Here is a 23,309-nt window from a genome sequence, read left to right as displayed (position 1 = left end):
TTTATTTCATTCGTTCATACACCACAAAAGAGAGCTCCTGTTTATCCTCGCGCTTAATTTCTTTCCAAGTGCTACCAATATCATCCCGATATTCCGGAAAATAGGTATCACCCTCAAAAGTTTCCTTTATTTCAGTGACAAACAGTTTATCTATGCGATCCATAAACTGACGATATACCTTCCCCCCTCCTATGATAAATGTTATCTCTTCATCTTTTACATATTGCAAGGCCTCCTCTATCGAAGAAAAAGTAGGTACATGATCATAATCGCTTGAGCGACTTAGTATTATATTCTCACGGCCCGGTAAGGGTTTTTCATCGAGTTCTTCAAAAACTACCCGCCCCATGATCATGGGATGTCCCATCGTAGTGCGTTTAAAATATTTTAGATCCTCAGAATAGTGCCATGGAAGGTCACCATCTTTACCAATTACTAAGTTTGGATCGTGAGCTACTATTGCAGCAAGTGTCATACTGCTACCTCAAATTTAATTCCGGGATGGGGATCATATCCCTTTAGTATAAAGTCATCAAATTCGAGTTCATCCACCGGTTTATCGGCAATTTCCAAGGTAGGTAGCGGACGCGGTTCGCGCTTGAGCTGCTCCTTTAATCCATCCACGTGATTTTCATAGATATGAGCATCAACAATGGTATGGGCAAACTCTCCATATTCAAGCCCCACCTCGTTAGCAATAGCCATGGTAAGTGCAGAATAGCAGGCCAGGTTAAAAGGAATTCCCAACGCAATATCACCAGAACGCTGTGTCAGATGACAGTTTAACTTACCATTGGTAACATTGAAAACATACATGATATGGCAAGGTGGCAATGCCATCTGCTTAAGTAAACCCGGATGCCATGCACTCACTACAATACGACGGCTATGGGGGTTTTCTTTAAGCATTTTGATAGCACGCTCTACCTGGTCAAACTCTTTCTTCACACACATAGTTTTGCAAATATGTGAGGCATCTCCTTCAAAACGAATTTCCTCTTCTTCATAATAGGGAAAACGTCGCCACAACACTGGGTAAATTGGGCCTACATGCCCATCATCACTAGCCCAATCGTCCCAAATATGGCAATCATTCTCATCCCGTAACCAACGAATATGATCTTCGCCCCGTAGATACCATAACATTTCGAGAATAACCGATCTAAAATATACTTTTTTTGTAGTTAACAGTGGAAAACCTTCCGAAAGATCTACTTTATAGAATTCAGAAAACTTAGATATCGTATCAATACCTGTACGATTTTCCTTCTTTGTGCCATGTTCCAATACATTGCTGACTAAATCCAGATACTGTTTCATGAGTATGCTCTCTAACGTTTTATCTTTTTGTTAAAGTACTACGCCTTCAAGTAAGGCAATCGCAATAGAAAAATAAATAATAATTCCTGTGACATCACTAAGTGTTGAGACAAAAGGTGCCGAGGTTACCGCTGGGTCCAACCCCATCTTTGACAATACAAAAGGTAACATTGAACCACTAAGATTACCCCACAACACCACTCCTATAAGACTTAGGCCTACCACCATGGCACTGAGTACCAGCTCTTGGGTAAAAGCATCATTAATCATATAGCCCCAGCCGAGAATTACAAAAAATCCAATGACAGCCATAATCCCCCCCAACATCAAACCCGATAATAGTTCGCGACCCAATACCTTTAGCCATTCGTTCATATCAATATCATCGGTAGAAAGTGCACGAATAATAAGCGTAGCAGCCTGCGAACCAGAGTTCCCCCCACTGGAAATAATCATCGGAATAAAAAGAGATAAAAATACGGCATTTGCAATTACACTTTCATACGCTCCCATAGCTGTAGTGGTAAACAGCTGACCAATAAATAAAAAGGCAAGCCATCCAATGCGTTTCTTGACCATCTCAAAAACAGAAGTCTGAGAATAGTAATCATCCAGCGCATCCATACCGGCCATAAGTTGCATGTCCTCAGTGGTTTCTTCCTCGGCAACATCAATAACATCATCTACTGTAACAATACCTACCAAGATACCATCAGAATCTACCACAGGCATTGCAACCCGGTCGTATTTACTTAACATTTTTACCGCATCTTCCTGGTCATCAAAAGCACTTAATGCTTCAAAACTTTCATCCATTAATGTTTCGATTTGAGCCTCAGGATCAGCCAGAATAAGCTGGTTTAACCGTAGATCATCAATAAGATGTTCATTTTCATCAACCACATAAATTACATTCACCGTTTCTACACTATGTCCGAAATTTCGGATATGCTCCATTGCCTTTTGGATGGTCCAGTGCTTTTTGACCTTAACATAGCGCGGGGTCATCAGACGTCCGACACTCTCATCGGGATACCCCAGTAGCTGCTGCACTAACTTTCTGTCGGCAGTTTTCATTGAGCTCATTACCCTTTGGGTCAAGTGCCCGGGCAATTCTTCCATCAATGCTACTCGTTCATCAGGTTCCAAATTCGACATCACTTCACTAAGCTGCTGAGCTGTAAACATATTCAACAACTCCAGCCCTTTCCCTGAACTCAAATAGCTGAACACATCTGCTGCTTTCTGTTTCTTGAGTAGTCGAAAAATTACAATCGATATCTCAGCATCAAATTCTTCAAGTAGCTCAGCCACATCTACAGCTGGAACATCGTTGAGAATATCTTTAAGGGTAACCCAGTCTTTTGCTTCTATGAGCTCCTCAAATTCAGGTTTTAGCAGGTGAACAATCATTGGAATGATGCCTTACCAATTAACGTATTAGCAAATAGTTAGAACTCTGACATTTATTGTTCGGAATGTACAAATAGCTGGCAGAATTTCACAAAAAAAGACCAGACTTGAATTAAACGATAATAGCAATTTAATAGCCTGCTTAAAAACAGCGCCATGAATTTTTATTCCATTGGTGTTAGCTTAAAAAAGAGTATACTTCATGATTTATCTGTTACCAGTAATACTGATCGAATTATGCAGTTAGTGTTGCGATTTTCGCTGCACTTTGGGACTTTTAGCATACTTTTCAACAAAACAGGATTTCAGATTTGAAAATAGTAATTATAGGGGCAGGCGAAATTGGATACGACTTGGCCAGTGTACTTTCTCAAGAAAAACATGATGTAATTGTACTTGACCGTGATAAAGATTGTTTAGACAAAGTTTCAGAAAATCTAGACGTCTTATGCCATGAAGGGAATGCGACCTCCGCAAAAGACCTGGTTGATACCGGTGTTAAAGATGCCGACATCATGATTGCCGTTACCAGCATCGATGAAGTTAATATGATTGCTTCGATGATGAGTAAAAGACTCGGTGCTAAAATGGTCATTGCCCGTGTTCGCAGCGATGAGCTCTCACGGCCCAACGCTCCACTCAAATCTACAGATCTGGGTATTGATGTTCTTATCCATCCCGAACAAAGTGCGGCTCAAGAGATTGTCCGTCTAATCAAACGAGCCTCAGCCAGTGATCTGATAAATTTGGCAGACGGCAAAATGCAGATGATTGGCCTTCGCATCGGTAAAGATTCGCCTCTTGTCGGCAAATCACTTATCGACTATGCCGAAGCCTATCCCGAGCTTACCTTTCGTGTTGTTGCCATTTCGCGTAAAGGACTTACCATTATTCCCAGCGGCTCCGTTAACATACAAGCTCTAGATCAAATATTTGTATTAGCCAAAACCGAAGAAATTCCGGATATTGTTAAAACTTCGGGCAAGCCAAATGTCGAGATTAATCGTATCATGATTGCCGGCGGTACTCCTATCGGATCTATGATAGCTCGCATTTTATGCCAAGAAGAAAAAAACTGGAATATCAAACTTATTGAACCGGACCACGATACTGCAGTTGACTTGGCCCACGAATTGAAAGATGTTTTAGTTCTAAATGGCAACCCTACTGATCCTGATCTACTTGCAACAGAAGGGATTACCGATACCGATGCCTTTATCTCGGTAACCGATGATGAGGAGTCGAATATTATTTCCTGCCTGATGGCCAAGCACCTGGAAGTACAAAAAACCGTAGCCTTGGTATCTAAATCTGATTATATACCACTTAGCCAAACTATTGGCCTTGATGCTGCCATAAATAAGAAGTCTGCAGCCTCGAATGAAATTCACCGTCACGTTCGTGGCGGACGCGTTATTTCGGTAACGGCATTACAAGGCACCAAAGCAGAAGTTATTGAATTACAAGCTGCCCCCAAATCAAAGATCACTAAAAAACCTATCCGAAAAATAACATTCCCTGAAGGCTGTGTAGTTGGTGGAATTCTAAGCAACGGATCTACTGATATTGCAACCGGGCAATCTCAAATACAAGCCAACGACCGCGTTATCATTTTCTGTCTTCCAAAAGCCATTGAAAAAGTAACCTCATTATTTAAATAATGCGGAAATCAGCTCTTAACAACGCCAATCGTGGCCAATTTAATTTTGGTACTGTTCTTGGCATATTAGGTTCGTTTGTTTTTTTCCTGGGATTTGCACTGCTTATCCCTATGTTCATCTCTTTTATATACGATGAAGGGGTTTGGCATACCTTTCTGTATTCGGCTACCATTGCATTTGTAGTAGGTGGTGCGCTGTATTACTCATTTAAACCCCAACATGAACTTCGTGTGAGAGAAGGGTTCTTAGTCGTGAGCCTCACTTGGTTATTTCTATCCCTGGTTGGGGCCCTCCCCTTCGTTATTTCCGGAATCCTTCCCAGTTATACCGATGCAGTTTTTGAAACAATGAGTGGGCTTACCACAACAGGAGCTACAATTTTTAATGGTACAACCAGTGATGGTTTTACAAATCCACAAATCGAAAGTCTGCCGTATAGTATTTTATTTTGGCGCTCTCTTGCTCACTGGCTCGGGGGTATGGGAATCATTGTATTAACATTAGCTATCCTTCCCCTTTTAGGAGTTGGGGGAATGCAGCTTTTCCAAGCAGAATCGCCCGGTCCTACTACTGATAAACTAACACCACGGGTACAAGAAACAGCCAAACTGTTGTGGGGCGTATACGTAGCCTTCACAGGAGTTGAATTCCTGCTACTCTGGGCACACCCCAGCATGGACTGGTTTGATGCCATAAATCATGCATTTGCAACAATGGCGACCGGTGGGTTTTCTACCAAGAATGCCAGTATTGAAGCCTTTGACTCAATCTATATCGATACTGTTATAACCATTTTTATGTTTATTGCCGGTATTAACTTTGCCATGCACTTTCGGCTGTTGAGGGGAGATATAAAATCTTTTTTTGACAACCGGGAGACCCGTTTCTATGCCCTAATTACTTTAATAAGTATAGTCGTAGTAAGCGCTTCGTTGTGGCTTTTTGATTACTATCCCATTGGCAGTGCCATTCGGTATGGTTCCTTCCAGGTGGTATCTATAATTACCACTACTGGCTTTGGTACCGATAATTATGAAGTATGGCATACTTTGGGGGCATTCTTCCTGTTTCTGCTCTTTTTTACGGGGGGCTGTGCCGGGTCTACCGGTGGTGGGGTTAAAATGGTACGGTGGATGATTATTATCCGTAACTCATTTCGGGAAATAAAACAGATTGTTCACCCAAAAGCCATACTCCCAATTCGTATTGGAGAAAAAACAGTAGATCCTAATATCCAACGGACAGTACTCAGCTTTTTTGTACTATATCTTGTGGTATTTGGTGTAGGAGCGCTCATTATGTCAGCTATGGGATACGGCATGCAGTCAGCTATTGGGGCAAGTATCGCTTGCTTAGGTAATATTGGTCCGGGATGGGGAGAATTTGGACCTACTGATAATTTTGCCCAAATACCATACATCGGTAAATGGGTTCTAATCTTGTTTATGATGATTGGGCGTCTGGAAATCTTTACTGTTCTTCTGATCTTTTCGCCTACCTTCTGGCGTCAGTAATTTGAGAAGATCCAGCGTTAAATCTACAGTTAAATTTTAATAGCTGTTAAAACCGAATCCAATTTCGATCTTCGAGCCATTGTATCAGAGCCGGCAAAAAGGTTAATGCGGTAACCAGAGTCATCCCGATTCCGATAACAGCCATTGTTCCAATCGACCGTAACCCCGGATGATTAGTTAGCAATAACCCCGCAAAACCAAGCATAGTTGTAATGGAACCAATGGTCACATGCTGACCTGTACTTGACAGTACATCCCACATACTGCTTTTCCCTTCTTCGCGATAGCGGTGTGCCAAGTGAACCCCATTATCTTCACCAATCCCGAGAATTGCTGGAAGAACCACTAAGTTGTAAAAATTAAACATCATACCTGATAACATCATAATCCCAAACAGCCACAACAAACCTACGGTTAGGGGTAACATTGCTATCAGGGTCCATCGCAGCGAACGGAAAGCAAAATACATCAATATAAACACCATTAAGAAGGTAGCCCCTACCATCCATGGGCTTTCTTTACGCATTAGCTCCAACATTTCTGCTGCAATAATTGATGTACTGGCTGCATAAAAAGTCTTGCCGTTATCAAGAGTCACTTTACCCACATCATTTTTAAAGGCTATAGATTTCTCACCATCTGCCAGCCCTACACTGGGATAAGCAATCACAAAGTTTCCAATTTCACCTTCTTTTGTTAAAAATCGGCTCTTAAAATAATCAGGCATTTGGCTTATTTGCAGCTGCTCATTCGTCTGAGCTGCTTTACGTAATCGATCCAGCTGATCATCTTCTTGGTCACGCAGGAATGGATCATCCAGCAGTTCCCGTACTCTGGCAATTTCTTTGAGTTTTTCATGGGCCATACTTTCTGAGGGTGGGAAACGCTCTGGCAAAGCTTCTACATCCAATATCGTGGGACTTGTTGAATCTCTCTTCATTTTATGGCGCAGTTTATCCATAATCTCCAACACCTGCTTTTGGTTATCAGCAAGAATATAAGCCGGATTTCGCTTATCAGATGAAGAGATTTGTCCTGCAACTTTTTTATACTCTTCATATTCAGGAAACTCCGGTTCCAACTCACCAAAATCATACTGAAATCCCAGCTGTTGAAAATTCATGCCAACTATTACAGAAATCAATAGTCCCATTACAACAATAGAACGCGACATCGGGAATCGTGTAAATAATGATTCCTTTTGCTCGGCGGTACTTTCATCCACTATACGTTCATTGAATACAATCCAATTATACCGTTCAAAAATCACCAGTAATGCAGGCATCACAAATAGCATACAGGCAAGGGCCAGAATGATACCAGAACCGGCAATAAAACCAAACTCAGAAAACCCTCTAAACTGGGCTAGTATTAGTACAAAAAGCGAAAAAGCGGTTGTTAATCCACTTACCACAATGGCAGAACCCGTATTGTCATAGGTTTTGTGAAGCGCTTCAAGAATGGGAGTGCCTTCAGCTCGAAACTCAATATAACGTGCATAGTAGTGAATCCCGTAATCGATCCCCATCCCAAAAAGAATCACAAACAAGACCGAAGTCATGGTATTGAGGGATCCAAGAATAAAGTAGGTTACCCCAAAGGTCCAACAGAGACTAACCAGTAATGGAACACCAATCACAAGAGCTGGAACGGGCAGCCTTAGTAGGTGCTTCCAGAAACCAAGTTCTTTCTCCTCGCTATTACCCCATCGATAATTGAGATACTTTTTAAAAGAAAAGTATACCATCACTAAAATAATGACCGATGAAATACCGGTTGCAAAACTGCTAAAGACATCTCCCATGATAGAATTTATCTCGGCCATATGCCGCTTCAATCGTCCGCCATACCTCACTTCCATATCCTTATTGTAAGAAGCTGGTTTCATCTCCGCCAGCAACGAATCATAAGAACTAAACATACGTCGGAGGTAACTTAAGTCACTCTTGGATCCCGTGGGATAAAAAGTAACTTTCATAACCGTACTGTCAGGGCTAATAGGATATTCTGAAGGAATAAGAGCATCATAACTTTCTTCGAAATCAGTCATTTCGCTATCAGCATCTGTCTCCTCTTCATCCTCAAAGCTGACTAAAAAGGGATTTGCTTCCTCTTTAGCTTTTGTAATTTCTTTGTGTAGATATTCTTTTATATCAGACAGTTCATCTGAAGTAGCAAAATAGAGCGCATTATTTTCAAGAAACTCAGTATTTTTCCGGAATTCAGCACGCTCCAGGAAATAGTTATCTTTTTTATCGTCATAAAGTTTTAAGCTCTTACGAATAAGAGCGCGAGCAAAGGACTTGTTGTCTTCAAAACTGGGTGATTTGATGACCACTTCCATCGTGGTTTCGCCCCCTACCGTTGCCTGAAGTTTATCAAGCGCTTTTACGTGAGGGTTTTTTTCTGGAAGGAGATTGGCCAGATCGGTATCAATTTTTAATTGTATCGCAAAAGTCCCCAATATGGCGGCCAACAAAATACTGACTCCCAAAACCCAATATGGTTTGGAATAATTTAGACCGATGAGGGGACGAAATATTTTTAAAATTTTTTTCATTTAAACGCCATATAAATAATTCAATAGAATAGCGCAGAACTTAACCATTTCAAATGAACTTATTTAGTCAATAATTATTGAGTTTCCTTATTTTCAACTGGTTTTAGCATAATATCATCATAATCAGCAATCGAATTATCATTCATGCTATCTCCATCGCTCATCAGAAGTATTGCAAGAGGCTTTTGAGGGGGATCATCACCGAATAGTCGTCTATAATCTTCAACAATATTTCGTTCAAAAGTTTTCCACTTTCCAGCATTTTTCTCACCGGATTCTAATACCAAAATCTGCTGATTCCCAAATAATTTAGAAGTATTAGTCCCTGGTTCTAAACTCGAACTCCAAGTATATCGTATTGATTTGGGAACTTTCTTAAAAAAAGCAATACGCCCCATATCAAATACAACATAGAGACTTGCCGCTGTATCATTTTTCCCATTTATATCTTCATTTGCTCCCTTTGGTAGCTTATGAACTCGCCATCTCCAGCTTAAAATCGGTGTGTCATAAATATTTATTCCATCCTTGTTTTTTAACGGATAGGTTAGATGACGTACCTTCATACCATTGTAATGGAGATACTTATTTTCCTCTTCCTGACGTATTTCATATTTGTATAAACTTTGTTCCTGCTTTGAAGAGGTAACAACACGAAAGTCAGCATCTCTATTGTACCAACGTTTAGGGAGGCTTCCAACCGAATCATTTTCAAAATCTTCAATTAAAATATTGCCATTCTTTAACCTTTCTGGTTGAAATATAGCTTCTTTGTCAAAATTCTGAGCAATAATTGAAGAACTTACAATAAAAAGTAAGACTAGTAACGATATAAACTGTTTCATACGAAAGATATAGCCAATAAATTATGAGGTGATATCTTATACAAAAATTCTTAAACGTTTTTCCTGTATAGTTATTACGTTCAATACTACATTATATTAGTCGATATCAATCCAATTTTCTCTGATGAATATTTGCCTTGATATGAGCCTTACTTAGATTAGTACTTAATACTGATCGTATATTAGACAGAGATCGATTTTTTGGCTAACTGTTCTTCAGCATGAGCCATCATTTCCGGGGTATCTACATCTTGCCAAAAACTATCACCGATATCTAACACTTCCATTTTATCCCGACGTGCCAATTCTTGGATCCCATCACTCAAAGATACATTCCCAGACTCTTGGTATCGATCTTCCAATGCTTTAAGCAATCCCTGAGTTCCGAGAAAAACTCCAGTATCAATACAATTGAACTCCTCAATCTGTTTCCCTATTGATTTCAGCTTTGTATCCTCTGCTAAAACTTTTGTAGCATCATCCATATCAAAGATAGTGCCTATCTTATAATCAACTAATAGGGTCGCACCATCCTCAGGCGGGGTATGAATACGCGCTTTTTGCATTAATGATTTTTCAAGGATATGATCTGCCATTGTTAGAACAAACTCATCCTCAACATATTCACGGGCGGTAAGGACTGAGACCCCATTTTGAAGATCATAATTTTCGTTATATGCATATACGAGTTCTAACGGGCCTTCATAACGCTCCTTTATACTCTGCTTTATCTCCTCATATCCATGTCCCAAGACAATAACTACTCGCTTACAACCAGCTATTTTCAGGCTTTCAATAACACGAAATATTAAAGGAGTACCTGCTACAGGTGTTAGTGGTTTAAGACTTGTTTCCTTAACCGTACCGTTCAGACGTGAACCGAAACCGGCTGCTAAAACTACACCGGTTCTATTACCAATATTTTCTTTATCCATCTTAATATTTACCGTCAAAATTTTCAGAAAGGTGTGTAAGGGGTTCTTCCCCACCCAATACACGCAGAGTATTTTTTAAACGGAAATGTTGTATGAAAATATCATGCTCTTGAATGTGTCCTTCTACAATTTGTGGACTCTTAAAGTAGAATGAGAGCCATTCCTGAATACCCTTCCTGTCAGATCGTTTTGCTAAATCAAGAAAAAGTGCAAGATCCAGTACAATTGGAGCAGCCAAAATGGAATCCCGGCAAAGGAAATCGACCTTTATCTGCATGGGGTACCCCATCCAACCTTTAATATCAATATTGTCCCATCCCTCTTTCTCATCTCCTCTGGGTGGATAATAATTGATACGCACCTTATGATATAAATCATCATAGAGATCAGGGTATAAATCTGGTTGTAAAATGGTATCAAGCACCCCTTTCTTACTGACTTCCTTAGTTTTAAAACTTTCAGGGTCATCTAAAATTTCGCCATCCCTGTTACCAAGGATATTTGTAGAGAACCAACCTTCTACACCCAGCATACGAGTTTTAAATCCGGGAGCAAGCATTGTTTTCATTAGCGTTTGACCCGTTTTAAAATCTTTCCCAGCAATAGGTACGCCATTTTGAACAGCTAATTTTTCTAATGCCGGAAAATCAGCAGAGAGGTTGGGTGCTCCATTTGCATAAGGTACTCCCTCCTTAATAGCTGCATAGGCATATATCTGTGAAGGAGCAATAGATTCATCATTGTTCTTTAGCCCTTCTTCAAAAACTTCTATAGTCTGATGGCAATCAGTGGGGTGTTGATAAACTTCTGTAGACCCACACCAAATCATGACAGCTCTACTTGCATTCGTCTCTTTCATTCTACGGCGGATATCTTCACGTAAAGCCTCTGCCAATTCCATCTTATTGGTCTCTTCCTTTACATTTGGTCCATCTAGCCTTTTCACATAGTCTTGACTAAAAACGGCAGACATAGGCTCAATTGTTTTTAAACGATCCGCTACTGGCTCTAAATCTTCATTATTTAATACCTCAGCACGCTTTGCTGCTTCATAAGCATTATCTTCAAATACGTCCCATCCCCCAAATTCAATATCTGATAGTGGAGCAAGATCTACAAAGTCTTTAATCAAAGGATTTCGGCCCTCTGATCGCATCCCCAACCGGATAGTCTGCATTTGTGTCAAAGAACCTATAGGCTTCGTTAGCCCTTGGCGCATAGATTCAACACCGGCAATGAAAGTAGTAGCTACAGCCCCTAAACCAGGAGTTAAAACTAATAGTTTTCCATCCTTAGAGGTCTGCGTATTTTCTGAAGGCATATATCTGAGTTAGTTAATTCTGGAGCCTAAAACTATTCCTAATTTCCTTTAACCTCTGATCACTTATAAGTGAAATCGATTAATAAAAATGAGGTGTTTAAGGCATTATTTCGAGTTTATTAAAAGCATGTGAAGTTAATTAAAATAGGTGGGTTGATCAAAAATATTATCTATTGCTTTCAACCAAGACAGGCTCTTTATCGGATTCAAAATGCTTACCATAAACAAGCTCTTGTAAAGAGCTCCAAATTCGTTCACAGTTCTTACCATCAGCTCCCAACATATATTCATCCAAGAACTCATTCGCTGATTCTTCACAGCATTCTGGATTTTTAATTGCGTAGTCAATTTGCTCTTGTAATTCTTTCAAATTATGAGCCATCAGTCCACCATTCTCTTCCGGAGGCAGCTTCCATATAAAACGAGCTGAATCAACTTTTCTTTTATAAACCCCTGCTACAGTTTGGCTTCGCCATAAGAACTCTTCATCTGCATCTTTGACTGGGTATACATGAATTGTAGGTTTACCGGTTGCATAAAAAAGATTCGCAATACTGCTATAGTTTGTAATTAGCAGATCGGAAACCTGCAAATCTAGCAAATTATCGGGATTCTCATTTTTATATTTTAAAAATACATTATCGTGGTTATCAGCCAAACCTTCTAAAAAGGATCGATATTCATCTTCAAACCGAAATGAATCATGCAACCGCAAGATAATATTGGCTCCCAATTCAGTAATTTGGTCAACAAGCTTTGGAAATATCACTTTGTCTTCTCCCCAATGAGAAAACACATCACCGTAATGCCATGTAGGTGCAATTAATACTGTAGGTTTGTTTGCCACATCGAAAGGATAGTAAGGTTGTGCTTTCTGAGCATCGAACGGTTTACGTAAGTAGTCATGACTGGCAGATCCCAAGATACGACAGTTTTCGGGAGCAAATCCACTTACCTGGGTCCGATGTTCAAAATCCCACGGTCCAAAACATTGCCAAATAAAATCGGGATTAGGTACCTTTGCACTTCCCCAACAATTTTTGAGAGAAAAGTGAAGCCAGCGAAATTCCCGCTCATCATTGGGCCCCTTCCATCCGAATCCATGCCACAAAATCATTCCTTTTGGAGAAGGGGCAAACAAAGGAACCCGGTTATCCATAATTGTCACGTCAGGTTCAAAGCCTCGCAATCCGAATATGGAGTGGTACCACTTACGTTCTATAAGTTTAGCATCGAGTTCAAACAGATCTGCTACTCCTTCGCCATTGAATAACTCAGGGTCATCTAATAATACACGAATTTCAACACCTGGTTTTTGGTCTAAAAAATGAGTGAACGCCCACAGATCTGCCCCAAAAGTGGTGGCATAAATAAGTATTTTCATCCTTTGTTTTTTTTTATCAAATATACGCCCCAACTAACAGTACTGATGCTAAAAATATTCATCAATAATATCTAAACTGAGAAATTACGAAAAAGTACTTATAACTTAAAACAGTAAGCTTTTGACCCGTTTCAATGAACTTTGCAAATACTTAAGTATTACTCTGAGGTATTTTCCATTGTGAGCTTATCTTTTAAACGGGATTAGAACTCACTTAGAGCTTGTATTTAGCAGCTGTTGCAAAAACACTGTTAATTAAAAGCTAATCTCACATCCAACTGAAACATACCTACTAGTTTATTATTGGACACATTGACGATATGGTTCTCATTCAAGACATGATTATAGCCAACGTCTGCTCGTAATCGGACATTTGTATCAAACGATTCCCAGGATGGGATGAGCCGAAGAAGCTCTACCGGCTGGTACTCTAGCTGTAAAGCAAAACGATGTGTTTTTTCAATGGTTCCGTGTAAAATACTATCATTGAGAATTTTATAATCAAATGGTTGTCGAAATCCTAGTTCTCCCTGGCTGAGAAGGGTATATGAGGGCCCTAACCTAAGCCCCGGTATCACCCTATCAGCATACCAGTGGGCATATAATTGAAGCTTTGTATAATCACTAAAATTTGTTGCTAATCCACGACCTGCATACATCCATCTATCTTCTGCAATTGAGGATGAGCCTCGGTAAGACATAGAGCTCACCATATTGTACCGGACTCCTAAATCAACGTAGGGTTCTATAGAGGCATAACTAACGGAATTGATAAACGTATATGCCATAGGTTTTAACTCCCCACTCTCCTCCAACTCTTCTCTATCTTCAACTACTAAATCATCTAAAATAAACTGACTATTTACACGCAGATTATTCCAATAAGCATCAATAGCCAAAGCAATCATAATATTCGAAGATTCGTACTGCTTGGGTTTAGTACTAGAATCTACGAATAAAAAATTCAGGGGATTCAAATGCCTAAAAGGAAGATTCAAATGTTCACCTGAAACGATTTCCCCTTCAAGCAACGAAACCATAAAGTGTTTACTAGGTAACCAGTCCAAGCGATGTCCAAAGAAATAACGTTTTATCGTATTTGCCCCAATCCTGTTGTCAAATTGCCCCTCTGTAACACTATCCAGCTCACCTAATATTGTTCGAAACTGAATATTGCCTTTACCAAAACGCAAGTAAAAATTATCGAATGGTACCGGGTTTTTTGAGATTATACCGCTTGTACTACTATTCAGCCCCCAATGATGACGAAAACGCCCTAAGTATGCTGAAAAGTGTCCTTTATCATAACCAATATATGAGTCTTCTGCACGTAACCAAGGGCGTGCTGCCGTCCTATAGCCATCAGGATCGACAATATAGTACCGATCCAGCATAAGCCCTGTTTGCAAAACAATGTTTTTCCATTCTCCATACAGCGTTAACTTCCAATGCGGATAAACAGACTCTCCACCTTTGGTGGGTCGAAGCACATTAGTACGCCCAGAGTTAATTCTTGTTGCACGTCCGGTAAGCTCTCCACCATATATCAAATTATAACTTCCCTTTTGCTTTTCAGGTTTTACATGGTTTTCAACCTTCTTTAGCCACTGTCGTGATAACGGAGACAAAGTTTCACGATCTACCTCTTGAACAGCTTCCCATACTTCTCCTCTATTGTAAGGAATAGCTGTAGGGTTTAAGGTCCGTAAATGCCCCCTGTTCTGTAACCGCTCTATATACTCATATGCCCAGTGTTGTGACTTAATTAAAATCTTACTTTGGGCAAAACAATTTGTAAAGGCAACAATCCATATTACGATTACAAGAACAAAAGCTCTATTGCTATCCATTATATACGTTTTCAAATGTTTTTATGTGTGCGGTAAATAAGCATATTCTTAATTATGAACAAATCTTTAATATAACCGCCAGTACTCTTACCTTTGCCCCAACGAATGCACATTCAGATTATATTAACTTTAAACCATTTCGGTATTACAAATGTCAGATCAAAGTCATAGAGTTGCTCTATTCTCAACCTCATTTTTACCGTACTCTCAAACATTTATCCATGAAGAGCTAAAGGCCCATGAACGGTATGATGTAGATGTATTTTGCAAAGAACGGTTGAATGAAGAGCGCTTTCCATATGATTCTTATTACAAACCAAAGGGAAAATTTTCGGAATTTATCTATGAAAATACTGCCTATTGGCCTTCTTTTGATCGCCGTATCGCGAATACAAACTATGATCTGATCCATGCTCATTTCGGTACAGGAGCCGTTTATGCTCTACCCTATAAGCTACGGCATGATCTCCCTTTGGTAGTTACTTTTCATGGACATGATGTTGCTGCCCTCATGGGAATGGGAAAATATAAACCCAAATATTGGAGATATATTCTATACTCTAAGAAGATATTAGAAGAAGCAGACCTTATGTTGGCAGTTAGCAATGAAATGGCTGAGATATTAGCAGAAATAAGTGGTCGTCCCGAGGCTATAGAAGTTTTACATCTCGGAGTCAATCTTAATACTTTTGATCCGATAGATTATGAAAAACGCCCGGAAAATGAACAGTGTCAAATTACAATGATCGGTCGTTTTACGGAAAAGAAAGGCCACATATATGCCCTAAAAGCTTTTAAGAAAGTTATTGCAGAAACCAACGGTGCAGCCCATCTTAATTTTGTAGGTGAAGGAGGATTGTTAGAAAAGTGCCGAAATTATGTTACAGAACATAATCTTGACTCAAATGTCACCTTCCATGGTATATTAGAGACGTCGGGAATATCTAATATACTTAAAAAGTCCGACTTTTTAATTGCTCCCAGTATTGTTGCCAAGGATCATGACAGAGAAGGAACACCGATCGTTTTAAAAGAAGCGAATGCAACCGCTATTCCAGCAATAGGCACTTATCATGGTGGTATACCTGAAGTTATTGACGATGGTAAAACAGGTTTTCTAGTACCCGAACGTAATACTGGAGTTCTTGCAGATCGTATGATTGACTTAATAGAGCATCCTCAAAAAAGAAAAGAATTTGGAATTGCAGCACGAGAAAAAATAGAAAAAGATTATAATATCAAAACACAGGTGAAAAAATTAGAATCTCGATATGATCGGCTGGCTAATAATAAATGAGCATCAAAGAAGAACTAAAAAAAGGAGCATTTGTAAATTTTCTGGGCATTCTCGGCAAAATTGCCGGCCCTTCTTTTTTGGTATTGGTAACACGATATTATGGTCCTGATCTATTTGGAATATTTATTACAGCAAACCTTGCCATAGAAATAGCACTGGCCTTTCTTACCTCCGGCTTTAAAGACGGTGCCCTCATTTTTGTGGCCCGCCATGCAGATCATAAGGAGCAGCACCACCACCTGTATCGTTCGTTATCCAATGCTCTTGCTCTAAGTATGGGCTTATCATTTCTTTTAATTGTGCTTAGCTACTTGGTCGGACCAGTGGTATTTGAGATGCTATACGCCGATGATTTCGGAAATCAGCTGCAGTTTATGCTGCTTACTATGGGCCTTGTTTTACCATTAATGGCATTTGATCGAATTGTAACAGCAGCTACGCAAGGACTTAAAATCATGAAGTACGATGCCATGGTCAATGGAGGTATCCGGCCCGTATTCTTGCTACTTTATTCCATTGGCTTTTGGTATATCTGGCCCACCCTCACCGGCCTTACATTGGGATACATCAGCACGCAAGTCACCGTTGCCTTGGTAGCAACATTCATATATCAAAAGGAGCTGTCATGGGCAGGCCTATTTCAGGCCTTTAGATCCTTTAAGTTTGATAAAGAGCTACTTGACTTTGCCCTGCCACAAAACTTAAATATGACGTTAAATAAATTCATTACCGGATTAGATGTTTTGATGCTCCCTATCTTTGGAGCTTCGGCCTCAATGGTTGGCTTCTATGGGGCCGGTTCAATGATTGTTCGAGAAATTCGGAATGTAAAACTCATCTTCTCCAGTGCTTTTGCCCCTCATATCGTACGTTTTTACGAAAAGAATGATCTGGAAGGGCTCTCGAAGAATTTCTCCATGACCGCTAAATGGATTGCCTCTATTACAATCCCGATTATTATCGGTGTAGCAATATTCAGAGAGGATCTGCTGCGAATTGTGCACCCTGAATTTGGACAGAGTGCTCTCTTTATGCTGATACTGTTACCAATCCCCTATATGTACTGCTCTTACAGCTTAGCAGGTAATATTGTGACGATGACCGGCCATTCAAAGCTGACTCTCTTCAATTCTGTCGTAGTCTCCGCTTCAAACTTTCTACTCAATCTCTGGTTAATACCCCTTTGGGGGATGGAGGGTGCTGCCTTAGCTTCGGCATTAGCTACTTTCACCCTAACCTTGATGGAGCTGGCCGAAGCCCGGTATTTCGTGGGAGCCAAGCTACATTTAAAACAGATATATAAGCCTCACCTGGCCGGACTTGCAGTAAGCCTGCTTCTGGTAGTTTTCATTCCTCTGTCTCAGTTTTCTGACAAAGCATTCTTTAACCACCTTGTACAATACGGGGTCGTACTTTTAATCTACGGAATCTTATTATTCGGATTTAGGTTCAACTTTTCTAACCTAAAAAAGCAGCTGAGCAATTAATCGGAGATAGTACTTATTTTTCCAAGTAATTCTTTTGGTACGTCCAGAATATATATGGCAACTGTGAAAAATATTTCATCCGTTTTGGAAAAGAGATATTAACAGAAGGGCTCCAGATCCATCCTATAACTTTAAAAGAGATCCAAAATAAATATAGATAATAATAGCTTTCAAAGCTATCTGGTCTATATTTTGCCAGAATTTTAAATACATAATCAAAATGGTTGCGTAACTCAGACTCCAGCGTATGATGTCGTTTGTTCATCCCTCCCTGGATCTCTACTCTCCTTTTTACCACAGGTTCTTTTTTAAAAGCTATATACTCATTCTCGTCAAGAGTATTTGCTAATTTAAAAGCAAAGGAATGTTCATCCTGGGATTTAACCCTCGTATCCCAAAGCCCTTCTACTCTATTTAACACAGAACTCCTGAAAGAAGCATTTGTCCCGTGTAGCCAATCTACTGTATCCACATCTTTGTTAAAACGAGCATAGGTATATGGGGTACTCATAAAAGAGTATGACATACAACGTTTCTCAATAAACCAGTTGGGCAAAATATATGGGTTCTTTTCTCCTTTGGCTCTCACATGACGTCCCGTAAATCCTATTAAGTTCGGATCTTCATAGGCTTTTTCATGTTCCTGTATCCACATATCAGAAAGTGGCAGGTCATCATCATCAATAAGAATTATAATCTCCCCTTTTGCCGATTTAACACCAACATTACGAGCTTCAGGACCACCCAAAGGATCTTTTTTGACAAGATTGACACGCTCATCATTACAAAAAGTAAGTACTTTATCCCAATGAGTCCCCGATGGTTCAGGGGTCTGTTCCACAACAATTACTTCGTAGCTGTCATGCTTCTGTTGGAGTAAAACCTCTAACAGTTCAGAAAGAGCTTCCGCTCTGTTAATTGACCTTACAACAACTGAAACCCGTGGATTCATCAAAATAAGTTTCTACGCTGATACTTTTTTACGAAGTGTTTTCAGCAGATGAGCGTACCCCTTTTTATTAATTATATTTTGGAACTGTCTGCGGTAAGAGTTTGCCGTTGATACATCATCAATAATAATGTCAGTAACTACCCATTCTTTGTTTTTATATTCCATATGATAAGTTACCGGCGTACGAACACGCTTAAGTTGTGCAAGTGTTTCAACTACAGCTGTATCCGCCTCAACATTGATCTGTTCATATTTAACATTAGCTCTGTAAATATCAAGATTTTTTAGTGAATGATCTCGAATTATTGTAGAAAAAAGATTAATGAATTCCTCTCTTTCTTCTTGTGATAAAGTGCTATACGTTTCCTGTAACGCGTATTGAGCCATTTTTTGGTAGTCAACAATACCATTAATGATATCCTTCAACTTGTTTCGTTGTTCTTCTGTATATTCCGTGCCCTTGGGACCAACAAGCTCTTTTATCTCATTATTGCGCTTTTCAAGCAGGTCTTTAATAGCTGAACTATTTTTCTGAGCAAAACCATATTGGGGTTGAATAGTTTGTGCTCCCAAAAGAAAAGTAATAATAAATAAACTATACTTAATACACTTCATAAAACTGTCACTAGTTGTTTAATATTTCCATTACCGATAACCCTGATTTACGGTATAAAGCAGCCATATTTTTATTGAATTCAAAAATCTCACGCTTCAATTGTACACGCAGTTCTAATTCTTTTTTCATGGCATCCACTAAATCCTTTGTATCTCCCATATCAAGATCATAATCCAATTGTTCCTGTCGAAGCCATTTTTTACTCGTTACAAAGGCATTATCAATTCTTTCAACCTTTACTTTAGAAAGCGAAGCTTTTTTATAGGCTTCATTTATTTCAAGAACTATACCGTCAACGGCTGCGTCCTTTAAAAATTTTGCTTGTCTCTTTTTTATTTTCCCTTTCTCCAGATCAGTTTTCATACTGAAAAAATCAAGGTTTTGGCGAATACCTAACCCAAAAGAAGCAGAAGCATAATTTGAATTATTAATAATGAAAGGATTACTCTGACGCGGACGATTAGGGGTATTGGCATAACTCCCACTCAAACCCAAAAATAGCGTGGGATAGTTTTTTTGTTTTAACGCCTTTACACCAAATTCTGCAGCCTCTATACCTGCATCGATAGCTGCTACCTCTTCCCTTTCCGATAACGCATTAGAACGATAATAGTCTATTCCTCTCAAATCTTCTTGAACAGGATCAAGGAAGTAGGTATCAGGCATATACACGGTATTGTCATCCGCCTGCAATACATAGTTCCAGATACGTTGTGTCATAGCAGCTTCTTCTCTTACTTCAGCTGCACGAATTTTAAACTCTTCTTTATAAACTTTGAATTTAAAAACGTCAGATTCGTCAATATTTGAATCTTCTTCATTTTGTTTATCCTGTATCTGTTCTTCAATTTTATTAATCTTTTTTTCTGCTTCTTCTAAGAGATACATGATTTCACTTGTCAACAAGTAACTCTGATACAGTTCGAAAAGTCTAAGACGTAAATTTGCCTCTTTTTTATTAAATTGTTCTCGTGCAGCCACAGCAGCAGATTGAGCAGCTTTTACCGTATTTTTAAGAGCTCCCCAAGAAAAAAGAGGTTGTATTGCATTGACTTCTGCTCGCGTAAAAACGGCCCAATTATTCCAGTCATTGTCTAAATTCGGATCAAGATAGTACTCATTCTCTGAAAGTGTGGGATCATCACTCTCTACACCAGGCACCACTCCATGTTGGGTATTAAGTTCAAACTTAGGCAGGTAACGATTTGATTTGGCTTGATCTATACGATTCTGTGCAAGCTTTACCTTTTGTTGCTCAAAATCCAGCTCCCCAGAATTTTTGATACCTCGATCAATAAACCTTTTAATTGATACTTCTACGGTATCTTGTTGACTATAAGTCAATATCGGTAAACAAAACAGGAGGGTAATAAAAGTAAATAGTAACTTCTTCATCATTTAAAGATGTCTAATGAAAATATGTTTCGTGCTATTAACGCAACGAAAAAATATTTATTAAAAAAATAGCCCCTTCCGTTTGGGAAGAGGCCTTTTTTTGCGGAGGGAGAGGGATTCGAACCCCCGAGACCCAAAAGGGCCTGCCGGTTTTCAAGACCGGTGCATTCAACCGCTCTGCCATCCCTCCAATATATCAACAAACTAATTATGCTTCTTCAAGTGCCTGCGCTCCAGAAATAATTTCTGAAATTTCAGTAGTAATAGCACTTTGGCGTGCACGATTATACTCAAGCTCAAGATCTTCTTTCATCTCCTGAGCATTCTCAGTAGCATTATCCATAGCTGTCATACGTGCACCCTGTTCTGCAGCATTCGACTCAAGGATAGCCTTCCACAGTTGCAAATTCAAGTGCAAAGGTAATAATTTTTCAAGAATTTTATCTGCATCTGGCTCAAAGATATATTCTCTATCTTCTTCGATCTCGTCGTCAGTTTCCGTCAGCGTATCCGGTTGTATAGGCAATACGGTTTCTACTAACCTGTTTTGTGCAATAACAGATTTAAATTCGTTATAAACCAGTTTTACCTCATCAAAGGTACCGGACTTAAAATCCTTAATTACGGATTTCATTATTTCCGTAGCTTTATGGAATTCTATGTTGTCCCAAAAGCCCGGATATTCAGCTTTTACTTCATAATCTCGCTTACCAAAATGTTTTGTTGCCTGCCTACCAATACATATTAAAGACAGATTACCTGTTTCTTTATATTCACTGTAGTTTTCTTTGATTTCACTTTCAGCAACTTTAAACAAATTGTTGTTGAATCCACCACAAAGTCCGCGATCTGAACTAATAATGATAAACAGGACGTTATCCGTTGATTCAGGTGTATCCAGCAGCACATTATCATCATTAGAACTTTTCACCATACGCCCTACCACTTCTTTCATCTTGGATGCGTAGGGTCTGGTTTCTATAATGCGATCTTGTGCCTTGCGTAATTTAGCAGCAGCAACCATTTTCATGGCACGTGTAATCTGCTGCGTATTTTTAATGGATTCAATACGATTTCGTATGTCGCGAAGATTCGCCATGGGTTACGCTTCCTCTTCTTCTGTAGCGTTCATCTGTTCAATGATAGTACTTGCAGTCTTAAGCAGTTTATCACCAAGTTCATCTTCAAGCGTACCTTTATTACCTACTTCCGTAAGTTCCTTATCGAACTTCGCATGAATAGTTTCAAGGTATTCTTGTTCAAACTCTTGAACTTGATCTACGCGCAAGTCTTCAAGCAGTCCTTCACTGTTAACTTTAAGCAGTGCAATTTGATCTTCAACAGGACGAGGTTGATAAATATCTTGTTTCAACAATTCAACCGTACGCTCACCACGTTTTAATTGGCGCTGAGTAGCAGGATCAAGATCGGAACCAAACTTGGCAAAAGCTTCAAGCTCACGATACTGAGCCAAGTCAAGCTTCATAGTACCCGACAATTTTTTCATTGATTTCACCTGTGCCGAACCACCCACACGAGATACAGAAGTACCTACGTCAATAGCAGGACGTACACCTGAGTTAAACAGATCAGTGTCGAGGAAAATCTGACCATCAGTAATAGAAATCACATTGGTTGGGATATAGGCAGAAACATCACCGGCTTGAGTTTCAATAACTGGTAAAGCTGTTAATGAACCACCGCCCTTAACCATTGGCTTGAGCTCTTCAGGCACATTATTCATCTGCCGAGCAATGTCATCATCATCAATAATCTTAGCAGCACGCTCAAGTAGGCGACTGTGTAGATAGAATACATCACCAGGATAGGCTTCACGTCCAGGAGGCCGTTTCAGTAAAAGCGAAAGTTCACGATACGCAACAGCTTGTTTGGAAAGATCATCATAAATAACAAGAGCGTGGCGACCAGTATCCCGGAAATATTCACCAATAGCGGCCCCGGCAAAAGGAGCAATAAAACGCATTGGAGCCGTAGAACTTGCAGGTGCTGAAACAATGGTAGAATAATCTATAGCATCATTCTCTTCTAATGCTTTCGCAATACCTGCAACCGTAGAACCCTTTTGACCAACAGCCACATAAATACAATGTACCGGTTTGTCGGTATCCTGAGTTTCTTTTTGGTTAATAATGGTATCTACTGCAACCGAGGTTTTTCCTGTTTGACGATCACCAATAATCAGCTCACGCTGTCCACGTCCAATTGGAATAAGAGAGTCAATAGCCTTAATACCTGTTTGGAGCGGTTCTTTAACCGGTTCACGATAAATAACACCAGGTGCCTTTCGTTCTAGTGGTACCCGGATGGTATCGCCTGCAATAGGACCTTTACCATCGAGAGGACGGCCTAACGGATCGATAACACGACCCAAAACACCGTCTCCTACATTAATAGAAGCAATATCTTTTGTTCGACGAACGGTATCACCTTCTTCGACAGCACTGGTAGCACCAAAAAGTACTACACCAACATTATCTTCTTCAAGGTTCAGTACCATTCCACGAATGGAATTCCCTTCTTTATCTTTAGAATCGGGAAGATCAACAAGTTCACCGGCCTGTACCTTTGACAGCCCATAAACGCGGGCAATACCATCCCCTACCTCGAGGACTGTTCCCACATCATAAGTGTCTGCCTCATTATCGAAGCCGGAAAGTTGTTTTCGTAATATTGCTGAAACTTCGTCTGGTCTAACTTGACTCATTGGTTCAAATGTGATTTAAAAACGTATTAATTAA

The 23,309-nt window shown here is 39.7% G+C and carries 18 protein-coding genes and 1 tRNA gene; 4 read left to right on the top strand and 15 right to left on the bottom strand.

The genetic code is table 11. From position 1 onward, the window contains the following. Position 1 precedes the first annotated feature (1 nt). From FCN14_RS01755 to mgtE, 3 genes are read right to left on the bottom strand one after another with little or no spacing between them, the layout of a single operon-like run. The gene (locus FCN14_RS01755) at positions 2-475 is read right to left on the bottom strand and encodes a dihydrofolate reductase (RefSeq protein ID WP_138429370.1); all 474 of its coding nucleotides are present in this window, start codon (positions 473-475) and stop codon (positions 2-4) included. Beyond that, on the bottom strand, positions 472-1,320 hold the full coding sequence (locus FCN14_RS01750; RefSeq protein WP_138429369.1) for a thymidylate synthase: 849 nt from the start codon (positions 1,318-1,320) through the stop codon (positions 472-474). The genes FCN14_RS01755 and FCN14_RS01750 overlap by 4 nt, the downstream gene beginning before the upstream one ends. Positions 1,321-1,350: 30 nt before the next feature. Then, on the bottom strand, positions 1,351-2,733 hold the full coding sequence (gene mgtE / locus FCN14_RS01745; protein ID WP_138429368.1) for a magnesium transporter: 1,383 nt from the start codon (positions 2,731-2,733) through the stop codon (positions 1,351-1,353). Positions 2,734-3,035: 302 nt separating this feature from the next. Here mgtE and trkA point away from each other — a divergent pair, with 302 nt between their 5' ends. Both trkA and FCN14_RS01735 read left to right on the top strand, forming a co-directional pair. Then, positions 3,036-4,394, top strand: coding sequence for a Trk system potassium transporter TrkA (trkA, locus tag FCN14_RS01740; protein ID WP_350354170.1), 1,359 nt, complete (start codon positions 3,036-3,038; stop codon positions 4,392-4,394). After that, positions 4,394-5,908, top strand: coding sequence for a TrkH family potassium uptake protein (locus FCN14_RS01735; RefSeq protein WP_138429366.1), 1,515 nt, complete (start codon positions 4,394-4,396; stop codon positions 5,906-5,908). Before trkA ends, FCN14_RS01735 begins: the two co-directional genes overlap by 1 nt. Positions 5,909-5,954: 46 nt before the next feature. Here FCN14_RS01735 and FCN14_RS01730 read toward each other — a convergent pair whose 3' ends face one another. The 6 genes from FCN14_RS01730 to FCN14_RS01705 all read right to left on the bottom strand — a co-directional run bounded on the left by FCN14_RS01730 (position 5,955) and on the right by FCN14_RS01705 (position 14,803). Next, the gene (locus FCN14_RS01730) at positions 5,955-8,468 is read right to left on the bottom strand and encodes an efflux RND transporter permease subunit (RefSeq protein WP_138429365.1); all 2,514 of its coding nucleotides are present in this window, start codon (positions 8,466-8,468) and stop codon (positions 5,955-5,957) included. Positions 8,469-8,542: 74 nt separating this feature from the next. Beyond that, positions 8,543-9,313: a DUF3047 domain-containing protein gene (locus FCN14_RS01725; protein WP_138429364.1), complete on the bottom strand. Its 771-nt coding sequence runs from the start codon at positions 9,311-9,313 to the stop codon at positions 8,543-8,545. 182 nt (positions 9,314-9,495) lie between these two features. Further along, the gene (locus FCN14_RS01720) at positions 9,496-10,248 is read right to left on the bottom strand and encodes a phosphocholine cytidylyltransferase family protein (protein ID WP_138429363.1); all 753 of its coding nucleotides are present in this window, start codon (positions 10,246-10,248) and stop codon (positions 9,496-9,498) included. Between the two features lies 1 nt (position 10,249). After that, entirely contained in the window at positions 10,250-11,569 is a 1,320-nt protein-coding gene (locus tag FCN14_RS01715; RefSeq protein ID WP_138429362.1) for an inositol-3-phosphate synthase, read from the bottom strand. A gap of 166 nt (positions 11,570-11,735) precedes the next feature. Then, a complete protein-coding gene (locus FCN14_RS01710; protein WP_138429361.1) occupies positions 11,736-12,953 on the bottom strand; it encodes a CDP-glycerol glycerophosphotransferase family protein in 1,218 nt (405 codons plus the stop codon). Positions 12,954-13,204: 251 nt separating this feature from the next. Continuing rightward, positions 13,205-14,803: a hypothetical protein gene (locus FCN14_RS01705; RefSeq protein WP_138429360.1), complete on the bottom strand. Its 1,599-nt coding sequence runs from the start codon at positions 14,801-14,803 to the stop codon at positions 13,205-13,207. A gap of 151 nt (positions 14,804-14,954) precedes the next feature. On the opposite strand from FCN14_RS01705, the gene FCN14_RS01700 reads away from it, so the two are divergent. Next, positions 14,955-16,100: a glycosyltransferase family 4 protein gene (locus tag FCN14_RS01700; protein ID WP_138429359.1), complete on the top strand. Its 1,146-nt coding sequence runs from the start codon at positions 14,955-14,957 to the stop codon at positions 16,098-16,100. Beyond that, on the top strand, positions 16,097-17,587 hold the full coding sequence (locus tag FCN14_RS01695) for an oligosaccharide flippase family protein (RefSeq protein WP_138429358.1): 1,491 nt from the start codon (positions 16,097-16,099) through the stop codon (positions 17,585-17,587). The genes FCN14_RS01700 and FCN14_RS01695 overlap by 4 nt, the downstream gene beginning before the upstream one ends. A 13-nt stretch (positions 17,588-17,600) precedes the next feature. Here the strand turns inward: FCN14_RS01695 and FCN14_RS01690 are convergent, their stop codons facing one another. From FCN14_RS01690 to atpA, 6 genes are all read right to left on the bottom strand, one after another. Further along, a complete protein-coding gene (locus FCN14_RS01690; protein WP_138429357.1) occupies positions 17,601-18,539 on the bottom strand; it encodes a glycosyltransferase family 2 protein in 939 nt (312 codons plus the stop codon). A gap of 12 nt (positions 18,540-18,551) precedes the next feature. Then, positions 18,552-19,154: an MlaC/ttg2D family ABC transporter substrate-binding protein gene (locus FCN14_RS01685; protein ID WP_138429356.1), complete on the bottom strand. Its 603-nt coding sequence runs from the start codon at positions 19,152-19,154 to the stop codon at positions 18,552-18,554. A 10-nt stretch (positions 19,155-19,164) separates the two neighbouring features. Then, positions 19,165-20,553: a TolC family protein gene (locus FCN14_RS01680; protein ID WP_138429355.1), complete on the bottom strand. Its 1,389-nt coding sequence runs from the start codon at positions 20,551-20,553 to the stop codon at positions 19,165-19,167. A gap of 100 nt (positions 20,554-20,653) precedes the next feature. Next, a tRNA-Ser gene (locus tag FCN14_RS01675) sits at positions 20,654-20,740 on the bottom strand. Between the two features lie 18 nt (positions 20,741-20,758). Next, positions 20,759-21,649 carry an ATP synthase F1 subunit gamma gene (gene atpG, locus FCN14_RS01670; protein ID WP_138429354.1) on the bottom strand — a complete coding sequence of 297 codons (891 nt, stop codon included), beginning with the start codon at positions 21,647-21,649 and terminating at the stop codon, positions 20,759-20,761. Between the two features lie 3 nt (positions 21,650-21,652). Beyond that, entirely contained in the window at positions 21,653-23,275 is a 1,623-nt protein-coding gene (gene atpA, locus FCN14_RS01665; protein ID WP_138429353.1) for a F0F1 ATP synthase subunit alpha, read from the bottom strand. Between the last annotated feature and the right edge of the window lie 34 nt (positions 23,276-23,309).

Source organism: Fodinibius saliphilus, from assembly GCF_005869845.1.
Lineage (GTDB): Bacteria > Bacteroidota > Rhodothermia > Balneolales > Balneolaceae > Fodinibius > Fodinibius saliphilus.
The sequence above is the reverse complement of the archived record's forward strand: the minus strand, read 5'-3'. Positions and strand labels throughout refer to the sequence as shown.